The sequence below is a fragment of the Daejeonella lutea genome (genome assembly GCF_900168015.1).
Taxonomy (GTDB): domain Bacteria; phylum Bacteroidota; class Bacteroidia; order Sphingobacteriales; family Sphingobacteriaceae; genus Daejeonella; species Daejeonella lutea.
The window spans coordinates 1,477,845-1,493,938 of the sequence record NZ_FUYR01000001.1 but is presented as its reverse complement, the minus strand read 5'-3'; the positions used below and the strand labels follow the sequence as shown (position 1 = coordinate 1,493,938).

Below are 16,094 nucleotides of genomic sequence, written 5' to 3'. Positions count from 1 at the left end.
TGTAAACTAATTGTTTAATTGCAAGAGACTTGATGTGCTTTTAACATTAAATTAATATATAATTAAGATTTTCACAGTCCCGTCCCTAAGGTTCGGGACTGTTTATTTATACAAAATGCCTAAGAATATTCCGCTTATCAATCGTGAGATTAGCTGGTTGTCATTTAACGACCGTGTGTTGCAGGAGGCCGCGGATAAGACAGTTCCGCTTGTTGAGCGAATTCGTTTTCTTGCTATATTTTCTTCAAACCTCGATGAATTTTATCGCGTAAGGGTGGCGACATTAAGCAGGCTTTCGAATTTAAATACAAAGTCAAAGGAAATTTTCGGCTACAATCCCCGCAAAACACTGAATCAGATTAAGACGATTGTGGTTCGCCAGGAAAGAAAGTTCAATCATCTTTATGAGGATGATATTGTAAAAGAGCTTGAACGTCAGAAGATATTCATTATCAACGAAAAGCAAATGAACGTTTCCAGGGGGCAATTTGTACGGGAATACTTCCGAAATAAGGTGTTGTCCACCCTGGTGCCGGTTATGATTGATAAAGACGCACCCTTTCCGCAGCTGAAAGACCGGGCAATTTATTTCTTCGTTAAAATGACGAAAAATAAAAACAAAGAGAAGCATAAATTTGCCCTAATAGAGATTCCGACTGACGGTTCGAACAGGTTTATCGTTTTACCGGAGACAAACAACCTTAAATTTATTACGCTGATCGATGACATTGTCAGGTATTGCCTTGACGATATATTTTTCATTTTTGACTATGATAGTATTGAGGCGTATTCCATTCAGCTCACACGAGACGCAGAATTAGATCTGGACCGGCATGTAAGTGAAAAATTTATAGATGCTCTGTCAAAGAGTCTCCAAAAGCGGGGTAAGGGTAAGCCGATGCGTTTGCTATACGATACAGACATGCCTTTGGACATGTTAACGCATTTGGTCGCTGAGCTCGATTTATCAGCCGACGGCCTGATCCCAGGGAACCGGTATCACAATTTCAAAGACTTTATCAGTTTCCCGAATGTTCGCGGACCTGAACTGGAATTTCCGAAGATCGCACCGTTACCCGTTAGTAACTTATCGAGCGTCACCAGCCTTTTCGCACAGATCGCAAAGCGTGATTTCCTGATCAATTTACCTTACCAGTCCTTCGACTATATAATCCATTTTTTAAGAGAAGCAGCCATTGACCCGAAGGTTAAGGAAATAAATATCACACTTTACCGTCTTGCCGAGAATTCGCGGGTTATCCACGCCCTAATAAACGCTGCCAAGAATGGTAAAAAGGTAAACTGTTTGCTGGAATTGAAAGCACGGTTTGACGAGCAGGCAAATATTTACTGGACTAACAGGCTGGAAGACGAAGGTATAGAGGTTAATTATGGGATGCTAGATTATAAAGTGCACTCGAAAATCTGCCTCGTAGGCAGAATGGAAAAGGGCAAAATGGTTTATTATGCAAACCTTGCAACTGGTAATTTCAATGAAAAAACGGCATCACTCTATTGCGACCACAGCCTGTTTACTTCAAATCCATTAATTACTAAAGAATTGGTCAAATTATTTGACGGCCTACAAAAAAAGGTCTTCTACAGGGGTTTTCAGAATCTGATTGTATCGCCGCTTGAAAGCCGGCAAAAGATTTATGACCTGATCGATGCCGAGATTAAGATAGCTAAGTCTGGCACCCCCGCCTACATCATATTAAAAATGAATAGCCTTACCGATGAGGATATGGTTTCAAAATTATATGATGCGAACAATGCCGGGGTTAAAATTAATCTCATAATTCGTGGAATGTGTTGCCTTGTGCCGGGGGTTCAAGGTTATAGCGAGAACATTGAAGCTATAAGTATAGTCGATCGTTTTCTGGAGCATGCCCGAGTATGGATCTTTGGTAACAAAGGGGATGAAAAGGTTTTCCTATCTTCGGCCGATCTGATGGCCAGAAATCTGGATCATCGTGTCGAGGTTGGATTTCCCATTTTGGATCCGGCAGTTAAATCGGAGATTCGGGATATTATCGACATCCAGCTAAAGGATAATTCAAAAGCCCGGGAAATAAACCAATTAAATAATAACCGTTACAAGAAAAACAAGCTCAAAACTGAAAATCGGGCTCAGATCGATACATATACATACCTTAAATATAAGAAATAAGCCATTGAGATACGCTGCTATAGATATTGGTTCAAATGCTGTAAGACTGCTTATTGCGGATATTATAGAAAATGGTAAAGAGGTTTCCTTTAAAAAAAACACATTAATACGGGTACCTCTTCGTCTTGGTGATGATGCGTTTCTGGACAAAAATATTTCCGATAAGAAAACAGAGGAGCTTATTAAAACCATGATCGCCTTTCGGAATCTGATGGATGTCTATAAGGTGACAGACTATATGGCTTGTGCAACCTCAGCGATGAGAGAAGCCGGGAATGGCCAGCGTATCGTGCGCCAGATTAAGAAGGATGCATCAATTGACCTGGAAATTGTTGAAGGGCAGCGCGAAGCGAATATTATATATGCCAGCCATATAGAGCAAAGTCTCGAGCGTAAGAAAAATTATCTCTATATCGATGTGGGTGGAGGAAGCACGGAACTTTCGGTATTCAGCGAGGGCGAACTCATTGTTTCTCGCTCATTTGATCTTGGCGGCATCCGTATACTTGACAACCAGGATAAAGCCGAAACCTGGGCGGAAATGAAAGAGTGGGTTAGAAGTAACGTTCACCAGTATAAAAATCTTTCAGGAATTGGTACAGGAGGGAATATAAACAAGTTATTCAGAATGGCAGATGGTAAGGATAACGATCCAATCACCTATGCAAAACTTCAGTCCTTGTACAACTACCTAAATTCATATTCCCTTAAGGATCGGATCAATGTTTTAGGCCTTAATTCCGATCGGGCTGATGTAATTATTCCTGCTGCTGAAATATACCTTACTGTTATGAAATGGGCAGGGGTAAAGCAGATCTACGTGCCGCGTGTCGGGCTGGTAGATGGGGTAATTCAGTTACTTATTGAGAAAAATTTTAAATCCTGAATTCAGGCCTCGACAATTTTCTTAGCAGCAACCCACAAAAAATAGGTAATTATTGGAGCCATAAATACGTCCATCGTATAGTGAACGTGCTGTATGAGTACTGCAATGCCTATAACGATGGTCGCAATAAAAGTGAGAATCTTATCAGACCTCTTTTTAAGGCATAAGAACATCAGGAACATGGCAGCGGTATGACCTGAGAAGAATAGGTCCTTGGTGATAAATTTAGGTCCGTAAAAGTAATTGCTTATCGGGTCGTGAATAGCGACAAGACTATCTGGTGCATTGAGAGGCACCAAGCCAATGGAAACAAACCTTGATAAGTTTATCAGAATGAATCCCCATAAAAAGGTAAGAAATATTTGCGGGTCTTGTTTGAAACGGTGGAAGGTTAACAAGGCCATCGACCAGATGGTCACAAATATGAACAATGATAAATCATAGGCCGGAAGCCACTGAAGTAAATAATCGTTGAATTTAATCCCATTCCTTTGCTCAATAGCCTGGTAAAAAAAAGGCAAGGTGATAAGAATTAAAGAAATGATAATTAGCCCAGAGATTAATTTTCTTCTGTAGTCAGTAGATTGCCAGTTGTTTTTCCATAAACTTACAACGGCTGTTTGTTCTTGTATCGGCATCCTCGTTTGTTAAAAATCCTGCAAAAATACATTTTTATACATAGACTTTAAATTAATTTAAAAGTTACGATAAATTAACAGGAAAGAGCGTTAAAGACGAGGCTACGGGTTTTTCATCGAACCCATCCCGATGGGTCCACAGGCTTGGTGCCTTTCCATATCTGAAATTGCATTTCACTAATTCCATCGGAAGGATCATTGGCAACTGTACCAATTGCTTGTCTCGTGCTCACCTTTTGGCCCGCCGACACGCTTACGCTTCTCAGCTTCGAATAGATGGTGAAATATTCGCCATGCCTCACCATAACTGCGTAATTATTCAGTACCATAAAAACCTGACTTACCTGACCTTCGAAAATTGCATAAACTGTAGCACCTGCTGCGGTTTTTATATTTATGCCAGGGTTGAATAGCGTTACATTCGATTTATATTTATACTGACCAAAACCTTGTGTCACAATTCCCTGCGCGGGTTTTTGTAATCTACCCCTATTCCCCATAAAGCTGGATGATAACTTTGCGTCCTCAGGGCTCGAGGCCAGTACTGATGAACCACTTGCCGGTTTTACGGCAGGTTTGGTGGCCGCTGCGGGTGTCGGAGTTTTCGCAGTTGTAGTAGCCTTTGCTTTAGCGGCAGCTGCCAGTTTCGCCTGGCGGGCCTGCTCAGCCAAACGTGCTTTCTCAGCTGCCCGACGTTGTGCAGCAAGAATTTCTTTTCGAATAGCCGCCTGAATGGCATTATTAAGACTGGAAGCTTCTTTTTGTTTTTTTGCAAGTTGCGCCTGTAATGTTTTTTCTTGCTTAGTTAGGTTATTGAGAATTTTGGACTGCTCATTTTTGTCTTTGCCCAGAGTCTGTTTTTCATTCAGCTGATCGCTTAAAAGGTCGCTTTTCTGCCTCTTATTTTCATCTAGTATAGAGATCTGCTTCTTAAGAGTAACTTGTGTAGTTTCTATATATTTCGCCTGAGATTTTCTGAATTTTCCGACTTGCTGGATATACTTCAATCGCATATACGCTTGATTGAAGTCTTTCGCAGCGAAGACAAACATCATTTTATTATAGGCACCCTGGTTCCGGAAAGCAAAAAGGATCATCTTCGCGTACTCTTTTTTGAGCCTGCTCAGGTCTGATTGTAAGGCTTTCACCTCGGAAGTATTAGTTGAGATCTTATTATCAAGCATTTTAATTTCGGAATTAATCGTTCCGATTTTTTCCTCTCGTAGCTTAATTTGTGCGTTTAATAAGGTGATCTGAGATAGTGATAGCTTTTTATTCTTGTCGATTTTACTGCGGGTCTTTTTCAGCGATTCGATTTCCCGGTTTATCGCATCCTTTCTTTTCTTGAGTTCAGCACTGCTCTGGCCGTACGATGTTTGAACCGATAGAATGAGCAAAAGAAATGTTATAAACCTAAGTAGCGGCATAGTGTTGTTGTGCGCGGCAAAACTATCAACAATAGATGAATACGCGGCCATGTTTTTAATCTTTTTTCTACTTTTGCTGCACACCGCAGCTCCCTCATGCCCTATCAACGCCATCCTATCTACAATCTCCAATTTGGGTTGTTGTGTATGAGCTCTTTTCTTTTTTCGGCAAGCTTTAACATGCTTATTCCTGAGCTTCCTGCCTATCTTGCAAGCCTTGGCGGTGCAGAATATAAGGGCTATATAATTGCTCTATTTACCTTAACTGCTGGAATATCCAGGCCTTTCAGTGGTAAATTAACAGATAAGATCGGGCGTGTACCGGTTATGGCCGTTGGGTCCCTAGTGTGTGTTATTTGCGGCTTGTTGTATCCGCTCCTAACCTCCATCGCCGGATTTCTGTGGCTCAGGTTGTTTCATGGTTTCTCAACAGGATTCAAACCAACTGCTACGGCGGCCTACGTCGCCGACATTGTTCCCGGCAACAGATGGGGCGAAGCAATGGGGATTCATGGATTATGCTTCAGCACGGGTCTGGCTATCGGTCCGGCCATAGGAAGCGAGCTGTCAGGAAGATTCTCGATTAATGCACTATTTTATTGTTCTTCTTTATTCGCCTTGCTTTCTATCGTAATTCTGATGAACATGAAAGAAACTTTGGTAAAAAAAGAACGGTTTAAGCTATCTCTCCTTAAAATAAATAGTAGGGAGATCATTGAGAAGAGGGTGATAGGTGGCGCATTTATAACATTTTTATCGTATCTCAGTTATGGGGCAATCCTCACAGTCGTTTCAGATTGGGGAACACATTTGGGAGTGGCTAATAAAGGGTTGTTTTATATGGTCTTCACGGTGTCTTCGCTTATAATTAGATTTGCATCAGGGAAGATGTCTGATCGCCTTGGAAGGGTCAGCATAATTAAGTTTTCACTCTTATTGCTTGTTGTTGCTCTGGTACTGATAGGGAGTGCAAATTCGCCACTTTTTCTTATGTGTGCTGCCGGACTTTATGGAATCGCAACGGGCATGCTATCGCCAGCACTTACCGCTTTTATTATCGATATGAGTCACCCGGACCATCGGGGAAAGGCTGTCGCTACGATGTATATCGCACTTGAAGCAGGCATTGGATTGGGGGCGTTCTTCGCCGGGGCCTTGTATATCAGCGATGTGAAGATGATCCCCCCAACGTTTTACATTGTAGCAGTATTAACTTTTTTTGCGTTCATTTACCTACAGTTTATATTTAAGCGCAAAGCAAAGTTCAATGAATCCCCAAATACTTAAAGACCTGGTCAGCGTCTACATGCCCTATGGCAAATACAAGGGGAGGCTTATATGCGATATTCCTGAGTATTACCTTGTCTGGTATGAGAATAATGGATTTCCGGATGGTAAAATCGGTGTTCTCTTGTCTACCATGTATGAGATTAGGCTGAACGGACTTGAATACCTCCTCAAACCTCTCAAAAAGTAGAAATAACATTCCTGCTAAAATTATTAGTTTTAAATCCTTTGCCTTATATTTGAGATCTCATCTAAAAATCAAATATGTACGCCATTGTCGATATTGAAACTACCGGAGGTCATGCCAGCGCAAATGGTATTACTGAGGTGGCTATTTTAATCCACGATGGAAAAGAAATAATCAGAAAGTACAGTACACTCATTAATCCGTTGATGCCGATTCCGGTTTATATTCAGGCGCTGACCGGAATAGACGAGGAAATGGTAAGTCGAGCTCCCACTTTTAATCAAGTTGCGAATGAAATCTATTCTTTGCTCCAGGATAAAGTCTTCGTTGCCCACAATGTAAACTTTGACTTTTCATTTCTTCGCTATCACCTGGCGGCTGCAGGGTATGTTCTGCAAACGAAGAAGGTTTGTACCGTAAGATTAAGTCGTAAGATTATGCCGGGGTTTAGTTCATACAGCCTCGGAAAGCTCTGCAAACAGGTAGGCATTGATCTAATTGATCGCCACCGCGCAATGGGCGATGCATCGGCGACAGCATGTCTTTTCACAATGCTTCTCGAAAGAGATACCGAAGGGCATATTCAAAAAGCCCTTAACCAGCGTTCTAAGGAGCAGTCACTACCTCCGCATTTGCCTAAGGACGACATCGATAAGCTGCCATCAGTTCCCGGGATATACTATTTTCACAACAGTAAAGCGAAGGTGGTTTATGTGGGTAAGGCGATAGACATCCGTAAAAGAGTTAACAGCCATTTTGCCAACAACAAACCCGGTCGTCAGAAACAGGATTTTCTTCGAGACATCCACCATATTACATTTGCCGAATGTGCGACAGAATTGATGGCATTTATTCTGGAGGCAGTGGAGATCAAGCGTCTTTGGCCAGCACACAACCGGGCGCTTAAACGTTTTGAGCATGCCTTTGGGCTTTACGTATTTGAAGATCAAAATGGCTACCTCAGGCTGGCAGTCGATAAGAGACGAAAATTTTCGCAACCGGTATACACCTTCAATTCAATCTTTGAAGGTTATGCTTTAATTAAGCAATTGGTTAAAGAATTTAACCTGTGTCCCAAATTGTGTTTTATTCAGCGCAATAATGACCAGTGTTTAGGAATGCACGATCATTCTTGTTTTGGTGCATGCGAACAACATGAAATAAAAGAGGACTATAATTCACGGGTTCTTGGGTCGATCGATCATCTTAATAGCGTGCTGCCGAGTTTCGCTATCGTAGATAAAGGGAGAACTCTTTCCGAAAAAAGCTGTATATTGATGGAAAAGGGTATTTTTTATGGAATGGGATTCATTCCGGAAGATCAGCACATTGATAATATATCGAGCCTTAAAGACCAGTTAACTATACATCCTTCAACTGACTATATCAGGAACATGATTCAAAATCATGCGCTTAAGCATCCTCAAAAACTAATTTACTTTGATAGTCAGACCTACGAAATCCAACCCCGAACCAACGGAAATTAACTTGCTTTTTGATTAAATTAAGTCTGTGGAACAATATTTGTATCATACAGTTAAATAATTCCTAAACATTTTATAGTACTTACTGTTTAATCAAAAAACCCCTAAAACAATCGAAATGAAAAAGAAAATTTACTTCCTGGCAACAGCATTAATGTTAATGTTTTCTGCCCCTGCAGTTATGGCTAAAGATGCTAAATCTAAACCAGATATGACTGAAACTCAAAAAGTACGTTTAGCTGAAATCAGCAAAAGGGCAGAAGAAATCAGGAGCATGGACAAATCAGAATTGAGCCGTGCAGAACGTAAAGCACTTCGTAACGAAGTTCTTGAAATGAAGAAAGAAGCAAAAGCAATGAGCGGTGGTGTTTATCTTTCAGTAGGAGCAATCATTATCATTCTTTTAATTTTGATTCTTATTCTTTAAGATATTCAAAACAATAAAAAGGCCGCCCGAAAAGGCGGCCTTTTTTATTCCTCAAAACTACTTCAGCTATTTGTATTTACATAAGTAGGATACCTGGGCATCAGCCTGAACATCAAATGTGCAGTCCGCATCTATCTCGAACGACTCTCCGGCATTAATTAATTTCCAGTCGATCTCTCCTGGTAAACGTGCTTTCAGCGATCCCTCAATCACCCTCATAGTTTCGTGCTTGGTCGTCCCGAACTGATATACTCCCTTTTCAATTATTCCAATTGTTGATTTTCCATCAGCGGATTGGTAAGCAAGGGACTTCACATTCCCTTCAAAATATTCATTAACTGTGATCATTTCTATTGTTTAGGTCGTAAAAATAGAAATATTCTTAGGTAAACGGGAAGCCTTATTCGGGGTAATTATTTACATGCCGTACAATTCGCCTGATCCGTTCATCCAATTGATTTACAGATTTGTCAAGCAGCTCTAGGTATTCAGGTTCCTCCTTAATTGAGTTTTCTTTTAGTAAGATCATCAGACCCATTATGGACGCTACCGGTTGTCTGAGCTCATGCGATTCAATTCTGGCGACTTCTCTCAGCACATTATTCTGTTTCTTTAATTGCCTTAAGCTACGATCGAGTTCCATAATATGGCTTACCTGGTTAGCCAGTGCGGCCAGGCAATCCAGCTGCTGCTGACTAAGATCCTTGGGCTGTGTATCGTATACGCATAATGTCCCAACGTTATATCCATCGTGCGACTTCAGATTAGCACTTGCATAAAACCGAATATGCGGATCATTTGCAACAACAGGTGCATGAGCAAATCGCTCGTCTTTGCTCGCATCTTGAACAACCATTACTTCCTCCCTCTCAATCGCATGAGTGCAAAAGGATGTACTTCTGGGCATTATTTTTTGCTGGGTACCGATTGCAGCTTTGATTAACTGAATATCATAATCCATTAGAGTGATTAGCGCAATAGGAGTATTGCAAATGACCGACGCAAGCATTACAATTTCCTGCAGATCTTTTTGCCTTTCTTCGCTAAATTTTATGTACCGCTGAACGGCTTTTACTCTTTTGTTTTCAATTAAAATATCCATAGTGTTAGCGTTGACGTAATAGCACCTACGCAGATGACGTGGTATTGGATTTATCGAAGATTAAATATTAGTTCCAAAGTCTATCGACATTCTAAAACCGGCATTCATTTTTCGTCGTATATGAACAAATAAATTAAAAGAAAGAATTATGGGATTAGGTGCTCCGGAATTGATTATGATAGGGGTAGTTGTTTTACTCCTTTTTGGGGGTAAGAAATTGCCTGAATTAATGCGAGGTCTTGGAAAAGGCATTAATGAATTCAAAAACGCAAAAGATGGTACAATAGAAGAAACCGCAAAGCCAGCACCAGTTAGCGAGCCTGCAGGCAATAATTCTTAGTCCGCAGATATACGTCTGAGTTAATAAAGTTTCATTGCTGTAAACATCTTCTTCGTTGAATGGTTATATACGTGATGATATTTATAACTTAGCATGGAATATCGATGAAGATCTTATATGCTATTCAGGGAACGGGCAATGGCCATTTAAGCAGAGCTATGGACGTTGTTCCTTGTCTTATGCAACATGGTGAAGTTGATATAGTGGTTAGTGGAATTCAAAGTGACCTAACTCTTCCTTTCCCAATTAAGTATAAGCTGCGTGGGCTAAGCTTTATCTTCGGCAGGAATGGAGGTGTTGACTTATGGAATACCTTGATTCGTTCAAATGGCCGTAAGCTCATCAAGGAGGTCCGGGAACTACCTGTCGAGAAATATGATCTCGTTATCAACGATTTTGAACCTATTTCGGCATGGGCATGCTACACCCGAAATGTTCCATGTATTGGACTGAGCCATCAGGCTGCTGTATTGGCTGAAGGAGCTCCGGTACCCGATGTTACGGATATGATGGGCAGATTTATCCTCAAACACTACGCCCCGAACACTGTTCAATATGGTTTTCATTTCAAGCCTTATGGAGATGATATTTATACACCCGTTATCCGTAAGCAAGTTAGAGATCAGGTGATTGAAAATGGTGAACACTACGCTGTTTATCTGCCATCTTATGATGATAAGCGGCTGTTATTAAAGCTCAATCAGTTCAGAAACGTGAAGTGGGACGTATTTTCTAAGCACAACCGCAAACCATTCAAAAGCAAGAACGTATCAATTCAGCCAATCCATAACGACAAGTTCGTTAAAAGTATGGCTGGCTCCGCGGGAGTATTATGCGGTGCAGGCTTTGAAACGCCTGCCGAAGCGTTATTCATGAAAAAGAAACTTCTCGTTATCCCGATGAGGAATCAATACGAGCAACAATTGAATGCCGCTGCCCTCAAGGAAATGGGTGTTCCCGTAATAAAAAGCTTGAAAAGCAAATATGATATGGTAATCGCAAGCTGGTTAGCCAACGATCGAATTGTGGATGTTAATTACCCGGATATCACCGCTTCGATTATCAATCGAATTATTGATAATCATATTCCAAGTGAACAAATAGCAGGTCTAAAGAAAATTAGCTAAGTCAACCTACGATTTCTTCTCGTCTTGTTCCAGGTTCTTATGTCAACTTACTCACACAACATCATATAGGCACCTGCCGGATCCTGGATCAGACTGTAATATCCTTCACCCATTTTGCGTTTGTCGCCGAGCACTTTACCACCTAGTTCAACGCATTTTGCCAAACTCTCATCCAGATTAACCACCTTCACGTACATGAGCCACTGGGGCGGGAGCGCTTTATTAACTCCGCGTGCATGGCAGACACCGGCTACAACATCGCCATCTTTTGAACTTTTGATCATGAAGTCGTCGTAGTCATCCATGCTAAGTCCTTCTTTTTCCCAACCGAGTACCCCATGATAAAAATCGCTTACTTCTTCTGCATTTTCTACGGTTAGGTCATGCCATAGAATCTGGCCCGGTTTTGATTCTTCCATTGCTTTGTTTTTGTGAAACACAAGGTACAAAAGTTTTTAATCACCTTGACAGGGAGATTGCTTCGCTATGCAAGCAACGGCAGGTTGTTCGTGATAATTGAGGGTAGATCGGGAAAAAAGAGCTCTTCTTCTTTTTTTCTAATCACCATGAGTACGAGGACCCACGGAGAACAACCTGGCAAATACATAAACGTTAACTCGTTATCAAAATTCTGCGATCTCTTCGCTAAAATTTCGGTTGCTTATCCGAATAGCTCGCTAGACAAATACCTGTCCCCACGATCGCAGACAATAAACACAATGACACCGCTTTCGAGTTCATGTGCCAGTCTTATTGCTGCCGACGCTGCTCCACCGCTGCTCATCCCTGCAAATATGGCTTCGGTCCGTGCAAGTTCTCTGGTTGTTGCAACGGCATCCTGCTCTGAAATGTCCATAATACGATCTACTCGACTTGGATCAAATATCTTTGGAAGATAGGCTTCCGGCCAACGACGTATGCCCGGGATTGATGAATCCTCTGTAGGTTGGCATCCTACAATTGTAATATCTGAGTTTTGCTCTTTGAAGTATTTGGAACAGCCCATTATTGTTCCGGTAGTTCCCATGGAGCTAACAAAATGGGTGATTTTGCCGTCAGTATCTTTCCAGATCTCCGGTGCAGTTGTTTTGTAGTGTGCCAGGTAATTATCAGGGTTGGCAAACTGATTTAGCATAAAACTTTTACCTGAGGCCGCTTTCTCGTCGGCGTAATCGCGGCACGCCTCAATACCTTCAAGCAGGGTCACCTTCGCCCCATAAGCTTCCATGGTCAGCGTACGTTCTTTTGTAGAATTCGAAGGCATTACCAGCTCAATTTCTAAATCGTAAAGTCTAGCCATCATTGCCAGGGCAATTCCAGTGTTTCCGCTGGTTGCTTCAATCAGGGGAATCCCTTTTTTTATATCGCCCCGCTCGAGCGCACTTTGGATCATGTTCAATGCCGCTCGGTCCTTGACACTCCCGCCTGGGTTGGTACCTTCCAGCTTTGCATAGATCTTGACATTTGGATTCGGGTTAAGACGTTTAATCTCAACCTGAGGGGTATTGCCCACAAAATCAATTATACCAGCCATTATATATTTAGTTTCCTGCCTGTGGAGATAACCACATCAGCGGTATTATAAACTGAGGAACCGGGAGGGACACTTTTCGTAAGCCACACATTTCCGCCAATAATACTATGGTGACCAATTATAGTCTCTCCACCGAGAATAGTAGCGCCTGAATAAATCACTACATGATCTTCAACCGTTGGATGCCTCTTTGTATTGGCCATGCTTTTATCCACACTTAAGGCTCCCATGGTAACTCCCTGGTAAAGCTTCACATGCTTGCCGATTTTACAAGTTTCACCAATCACAACGCCGGTGCCATGATCGATATGGAAATATTCATCAATGTCTGCCCCCGGGTGAATGTCTATTCCAGTTTTGGAGTGCGCATACTCAGTCAGGATCCTCGGCAGGAGGGGGATGTCTAGAAGAGAGAGGGTGTGGGCCAGGCGGTAAAAAGAGATCGCATAAAAACCGGGATAAGCTCTGATGACTTCAAACTCGCTTTTTGCAGCTGGGTCACCTTCAAAAATAGCCTGGATATCAGTATTTAAAACCCGGTATACTTCGGGAATCTGCGCAAAGAATTCTTTAGACAATTGTGCATGACTGCAATGGTCGCAAGCCTTAGTAGCAGCCATGATTTTGGTCAACTCAACTTCAAGCTGGCCGAACTGGATCTTAAGCTCATCTACCGAACCAACTGGACGTTTAGATTGCTCTGGAAAGATCAGCCGGATTAGATCTGTCGCCCATCTTGCAATCTCTTTATTTGAAGGCACCTCATCTGCATCTTGCTGCTTCTGGAAAATATGCCTGAAAAAATCCTCGTTCATTGTTAGTACAGTAGCGTCAATGGTAATTTACAATGCAAGTTTAACTAAAAGAATGTTTGCGATTTGTAAAAAGTTATTGAGTTGACAGTTGAAAGTTGAGAGTTGACAGTGCACACAATGTGGAGTCAAACCGTTACTTCCCACGTTCCACGAGCAACTGCAAATTATCTTGTTAATTCATGAAGTTGAAACACTTGCGCGGGGTTCGCTATTCCTTCACTCGCTAAAATTTCCAGGATCTTTTTCCATGGAGCCGAATTATTAGCAATGTTGGAATAATAAACAATTGATGTTTTTTGCCCCGGAATGTTGATAGAGAAGGTGCTAAACCCGCAGGTACTTCCCGAATGGAATAGCGAGGGCTGATCTTTATCGAAATAAAACCATCCGGGACCGTAGTAACTTCCGGTTACTTGCTTTATGGGGAAATTCAATCGCTTTAAAACCGCCGGAAGATCTACTAACTTACCCTCCCATAAAGCATGTGTCCATTTGCTATAATCGTTTAGTGACGTGTAAACCCCTCCATCTCCTTTAACAGCACTGGTTGAACTTTGGTCGTTCGCATAGAGCATTTTGTTCCTGTCCCTCGCAAATCCCATAGCCCGATTTGGGATAGGGGTAGAGCCCTCATACATCAGCGAATTTTTCATTTTAAGCGGCTTGAAGATGCGGTCTTTCATAAATTGAGGAAACGACTTGCCCGATACCCTTTCCGTTATTAGCGCGAGCAAAGCATAGGCGGAGTTACTGTAGCGAAACTTGCTTCCCGGGGTAAAATAGGTCGTGTCCTGCTTTGAAAGGAGCGTAAGTACATCAGCATCCAGAAGCTGGGTAGTTTTCGAATTATCCATGATGTTCTCATAGTCGATAATTCCTGATGAATGGGTTAATAAATGCCGTAAAAGGATTTTATTCCCTACAACTGCCGGAATTTCAGGAAAGAAACGTGATATTGGATCATCAAAAGAAACCTTCCCGTCCTTTTCAAGCAGCAGGATGCACATTGCAGTAAATTGCTTGGATACCGATGCCATTCTGAAGTTTGTAGTTGCAGAAAGTTTTTTGCCATTCGTATTATCTAAGCCAAAGGCATTTTTATAAATCACCTTTCCATTGTTTTCAACGTACAATGCAATCCCCGGCTCACCTGATTGGACGGAGCTTGCAATTGCCGAATCGAGTCGTTTTTCCAGCTGGGCAAGTGTGGTTTGGCTAAGCATGATTAGAGAAAGAGATATAGTGAGTATTTTCATTGCCAAAGTGTTGCTGTGTCAGATTTGGGGTATCAGGTATCAGGGCTTAGGAGAGCAAGGACTTTTTGTAGGTCTTCGGGTGTGTCGATCGCCTGACTCTCTTTCTCCGTGATAGCGACTTTTATTTTATAACCATTCTCCACCCATCTTAGCTGCTCAAGCGACTCGGCTTTTTCAAGACCCGACATTTCGAGCTGGGTAATCTCGGAAAGGATAGTGGTACGATAACCATAAATCCCAATGTGTTTATAATACGTATGATCGTTCAGCCAATTCTCTTGTTTTGAATTTCTAAGAAATGGAATGGTGTTGCGACTGAAATAAACGGCTTCCATGTTTTTGTTGAAAATAACCTTCGGAGTATTGGGATTGAACAGTTCGTCTGTTGCTATTACCTTCTTAACAAGAGTAGCCAGCCCTACGGCCGCATCTTTAAAACATCCGGATACCAGATCAATCTGTTCCGGGTCGATCATTGGCTCATCGCCCTGGATGTTAATGCAGATGTCAAAGTCAGGAAACATGCCCGCAACTTCATTACAGCGGTCAGTTCCGCTTGAATGTTTTTCGGAGGTCATAACAGCCTCACCGCCAAAATTAAGAACATGGTCATGAATGCGTTTATCATCAGTAGCAACAACAACCTTATCAAGCTGTGTTGATTTTAGGCATTGCACATAAACCCGCTGGATCATGCTTTTTCCAGCAACATCTATCAAAGGCTTTCCGGGAAAGCGGGTGGATGCGAAACGTGCAGGTATTATTCCCAGTATCTTCATCCTTGTGATTTAGTCGCGACTAAAAAAGTCCATTTATTTCCCGCTCGATGCTGTTGATCACAAATCCGAGGTCTTCCGGGTTATTAGCAAAGTCGAGCTTATCCTTATCAAGAATAAGCAGTTTCCCTGCCGTGTACGAGTCAATCCATTTTTTGTACTTCTCATTCAATTTGGAAAGATAATCCAGTCTGATTCCCGCTTCATATTCACGGCCCCTTCTCTGGATATTATTTACCAGGGTAGGGACAGAAGCTTTGAGGAAGATTAAAAGGTCAGGTGGTTTGATGAATGATGTGATGTTTTCGAAAATGGAAGTATAGTTATCATAATCACGGGAGGTCATCAAACCCATGTCATGTAAGTTCTCCGCGAAAATATAAGCGTCTTCGTAGATAGTACGGTCCTGGATAATATTTTTGTTTGTTCGCTGCAGTTCAAGGATCTGCTGGAACCTGCTATTTAAGAAGTAAATCTGGAGATTAAAGCTCCATCTTTTCATATCACTGTAGAAATCCTCTAGGTAAGGGTTATTATCAACAGCCTCAAACTGGGCTTCGTACCCCAAATGCTTTGCAAGCAATTCTGTAAGGGTAGTTTTGCCCGCCCCAATGTTTCCAACGATAGCAATATGCATG

General features: G+C 41.8%; 18 protein-coding genes. 8 read left to right on the top strand and 10 right to left on the bottom strand.

The genetic code is table 11. The annotated features are described in order from the left end of the window. Positions 1-115 precede the first annotated feature (115 nt). On the top strand, positions 116-2,170 hold the full coding sequence (gene ppk1, locus B5X60_RS06665) for a polyphosphate kinase 1 (RefSeq protein WP_079701819.1): 2,055 nt from the start codon (positions 116-118) through the stop codon (positions 2,168-2,170). A 4-nt stretch (positions 2,171-2,174) separates the two neighbouring features. Further along, positions 2,175-3,056: a Ppx/GppA phosphatase family protein gene (locus B5X60_RS06660; protein WP_079701818.1), complete on the top strand. Its 882-nt coding sequence runs from the start codon at positions 2,175-2,177 to the stop codon at positions 3,054-3,056. A 2-nt stretch (positions 3,057-3,058) separates the two neighbouring features. On the opposite strand, the gene B5X60_RS06655 is transcribed toward B5X60_RS06660, so the two are convergent. Continuing rightward, the gene (locus B5X60_RS06655) at positions 3,059-3,694 is read right to left on the bottom strand and encodes a phosphatase PAP2-related protein (RefSeq protein WP_079701817.1); all 636 of its coding nucleotides are present in this window, start codon (positions 3,692-3,694) and stop codon (positions 3,059-3,061) included. A gap of 113 nt (positions 3,695-3,807) precedes the next feature. After that, positions 3,808-5,253, bottom strand: a complete 1,446-nt coding sequence (locus tag B5X60_RS06650) for a murein hydrolase activator EnvC family protein (RefSeq protein ID WP_245803471.1) — start codon at positions 5,251-5,253, stop codon at positions 3,808-3,810. 15 nt (positions 5,254-5,268) lie between these two features. On the opposite strand from B5X60_RS06650, the gene B5X60_RS06645 reads away from it, so the two are divergent. The 4 genes from B5X60_RS06645 to B5X60_RS06630 all read left to right on the top strand — a co-directional run bounded on the left by B5X60_RS06645 (position 5,269) and on the right by B5X60_RS06630 (position 8,506). Next, positions 5,269-6,408: an MFS transporter gene (locus tag B5X60_RS06645; RefSeq protein ID WP_317043741.1), complete on the top strand. Its 1,140-nt coding sequence runs from the start codon at positions 5,269-5,271 to the stop codon at positions 6,406-6,408. Continuing rightward, a complete protein-coding gene (locus tag B5X60_RS06640; protein ID WP_079701815.1) occupies positions 6,389-6,598 on the top strand; it encodes a DUF3820 family protein in 210 nt (69 codons plus the stop codon). Before B5X60_RS06645 ends, B5X60_RS06640 begins: the two co-directional genes overlap by 20 nt. A 74-nt stretch (positions 6,599-6,672) precedes the next feature. Continuing rightward, positions 6,673-8,082, top strand: coding sequence for an exonuclease domain-containing protein (locus tag B5X60_RS06635; RefSeq protein WP_079701814.1), 1,410 nt, complete (start codon positions 6,673-6,675; stop codon positions 8,080-8,082). 115 nt (positions 8,083-8,197) lie between these two features. After that, positions 8,198-8,506: a hypothetical protein gene (locus B5X60_RS06630; RefSeq protein ID WP_079701813.1), complete on the top strand. Its 309-nt coding sequence runs from the start codon at positions 8,198-8,200 to the stop codon at positions 8,504-8,506. Between the two features lie 66 nt (positions 8,507-8,572). Here the strand turns inward: B5X60_RS06630 and ppnP are convergent, their stop codons facing one another. Both ppnP and B5X60_RS06620 read right to left on the bottom strand, forming a co-directional pair. After that, on the bottom strand, positions 8,573-8,854 hold the full coding sequence (gene ppnP / locus B5X60_RS06625) for a pyrimidine/purine nucleoside phosphorylase (protein WP_079701812.1): 282 nt from the start codon (positions 8,852-8,854) through the stop codon (positions 8,573-8,575). Positions 8,855-8,906: 52 nt separating this feature from the next. Then, positions 8,907-9,608: a sensor histidine kinase gene (locus B5X60_RS06620; protein ID WP_079701811.1), complete on the bottom strand. Its 702-nt coding sequence runs from the start codon at positions 9,606-9,608 to the stop codon at positions 8,907-8,909. Positions 9,609-9,756: 148 nt separating this feature from the next. Between B5X60_RS06620 and B5X60_RS06615 the strand changes: the two genes are divergently transcribed. Together B5X60_RS06615 and B5X60_RS06610 are read left to right on the top strand one after the other, a co-directional pair. After that, positions 9,757-9,948 carry a Sec-independent protein translocase subunit TatA/TatB gene (locus B5X60_RS06615; protein WP_079701810.1) on the top strand — a complete coding sequence of 64 codons (192 nt, stop codon included), beginning with the start codon at positions 9,757-9,759 and terminating at the stop codon, positions 9,946-9,948. A gap of 104 nt (positions 9,949-10,052) precedes the next feature. Then, on the top strand, positions 10,053-11,075 hold the full coding sequence (locus B5X60_RS06610) for a glycosyltransferase family protein (protein ID WP_079701809.1): 1,023 nt from the start codon (positions 10,053-10,055) through the stop codon (positions 11,073-11,075). Positions 11,076-11,122: 47 nt separating this feature from the next. Here the strand turns inward: B5X60_RS06610 and B5X60_RS06605 are convergent, their stop codons facing one another. From B5X60_RS06605 to B5X60_RS06580, 6 genes are all read right to left on the bottom strand, one after another. Beyond that, positions 11,123-11,494: a VOC family protein gene (locus tag B5X60_RS06605; RefSeq protein WP_079701808.1), complete on the bottom strand. Its 372-nt coding sequence runs from the start codon at positions 11,492-11,494 to the stop codon at positions 11,123-11,125. 242 nt (positions 11,495-11,736) lie between these two features. Further along, complete coding sequence (gene cysM / locus B5X60_RS06600) at positions 11,737-12,609, bottom strand: cysteine synthase CysM (RefSeq protein ID WP_079701807.1); 873 nt, start codon at positions 12,607-12,609, stop codon at positions 11,737-11,739. Next, positions 12,609-13,424: a serine O-acetyltransferase gene (locus B5X60_RS06595; protein WP_079701806.1), complete on the bottom strand. Its 816-nt coding sequence runs from the start codon at positions 13,422-13,424 to the stop codon at positions 12,609-12,611. Before B5X60_RS06595 ends, cysM begins: the two co-directional genes overlap by 1 nt. A gap of 164 nt (positions 13,425-13,588) precedes the next feature. Beyond that, a complete protein-coding gene (locus B5X60_RS06590; RefSeq protein ID WP_079701805.1) occupies positions 13,589-14,680 on the bottom strand; it encodes a serine hydrolase domain-containing protein in 1,092 nt (363 codons plus the stop codon). A gap of 32 nt (positions 14,681-14,712) precedes the next feature. Next, positions 14,713-15,459, bottom strand: coding sequence for a 3-deoxy-manno-octulosonate cytidylyltransferase (kdsB, locus tag B5X60_RS06585; protein ID WP_079701804.1), 747 nt, complete (start codon positions 15,457-15,459; stop codon positions 14,713-14,715). Positions 15,460-15,478: 19 nt separating this feature from the next. Then, the gene (locus B5X60_RS06580) at positions 15,479-16,093 is read right to left on the bottom strand and encodes a deoxynucleoside kinase (RefSeq protein ID WP_079701803.1); all 615 of its coding nucleotides are present in this window, start codon (positions 16,091-16,093) and stop codon (positions 15,479-15,481) included. Position 16,094: the final 1 nt, after the last annotated feature.

What these genes read in the sequence shown, in the direction of transcription:
- ppk1 (WP_079701819.1), top strand. Translation starts at nt 116, where the DNA reads ATGCCTAAGAATATTCCGCTTATCAATCGTGAGATTAGCTGGTTGTCA.
- B5X60_RS06655 (WP_079701817.1), bottom strand. Translation starts at nt 3,694, where the DNA reads ATGCCGATACAAGAACAAACAGCCGTTGTAAGTTTATGGAAAAACAAC.
- B5X60_RS06645 (WP_317043741.1), top strand. Translation starts at nt 5,269, where the DNA reads ATGAGCTCTTTTCTTTTTTCGGCAAGCTTTAACATGCTTATTCCTGAG.
- B5X60_RS06640 (WP_079701815.1), top strand. Translation starts at nt 6,389, where the DNA reads ATGAATCCCCAAATACTTAAAGACCTGGTCAGCGTCTACATGCCCTAT.
- B5X60_RS06635 (WP_079701814.1), top strand. Translation starts at nt 6,673, where the DNA reads ATGTACGCCATTGTCGATATTGAAACTACCGGAGGTCATGCCAGCGCA.
- B5X60_RS06630 (WP_079701813.1), top strand. Translation starts at nt 8,198, where the DNA reads ATGAAAAAGAAAATTTACTTCCTGGCAACAGCATTAATGTTAATGTTT.
- ppnP (WP_079701812.1), bottom strand. Translation starts at nt 8,854, where the DNA reads ATGATCACAGTTAATGAATATTTTGAAGGGAATGTGAAGTCCCTTGCT.
- B5X60_RS06620 (WP_079701811.1), bottom strand. Translation starts at nt 9,608, where the DNA reads ATGGATATTTTAATTGAAAACAAAAGAGTAAAAGCCGTTCAGCGGTAC.
- B5X60_RS06615 (WP_079701810.1), top strand. Translation starts at nt 9,757, where the DNA reads ATGGGATTAGGTGCTCCGGAATTGATTATGATAGGGGTAGTTGTTTTA.
- B5X60_RS06610 (WP_079701809.1), top strand. Translation starts at nt 10,053, where the DNA reads ATGAAGATCTTATATGCTATTCAGGGAACGGGCAATGGCCATTTAAGC.
- B5X60_RS06605 (WP_079701808.1), bottom strand. Translation starts at nt 11,494, where the DNA reads ATGGAAGAATCAAAACCGGGCCAGATTCTATGGCATGACCTAACCGTA.
- cysM (WP_079701807.1), bottom strand. Translation starts at nt 12,609, where the DNA reads ATGGCTGGTATAATTGATTTTGTGGGCAATACCCCTCAGGTTGAGATT.
- B5X60_RS06595 (WP_079701806.1), bottom strand. Translation starts at nt 13,424, where the DNA reads ATGAACGAGGATTTTTTCAGGCATATTTTCCAGAAGCAGCAAGATGCA.
- B5X60_RS06590 (WP_079701805.1), bottom strand. Translation starts at nt 14,680, where the DNA reads ATGAAAATACTCACTATATCTCTTTCTCTAATCATGCTTAGCCAAACC.
- kdsB (WP_079701804.1), bottom strand. Translation starts at nt 15,459, where the DNA reads ATGAAGATACTGGGAATAATACCTGCACGTTTCGCATCCACCCGCTTT.
- B5X60_RS06580 (WP_079701803.1), bottom strand. Translation starts at nt 16,093, where the DNA reads ATGCATATTGCTATCGTTGGAAACATTGGGGCGGGCAAAACTACCCTT.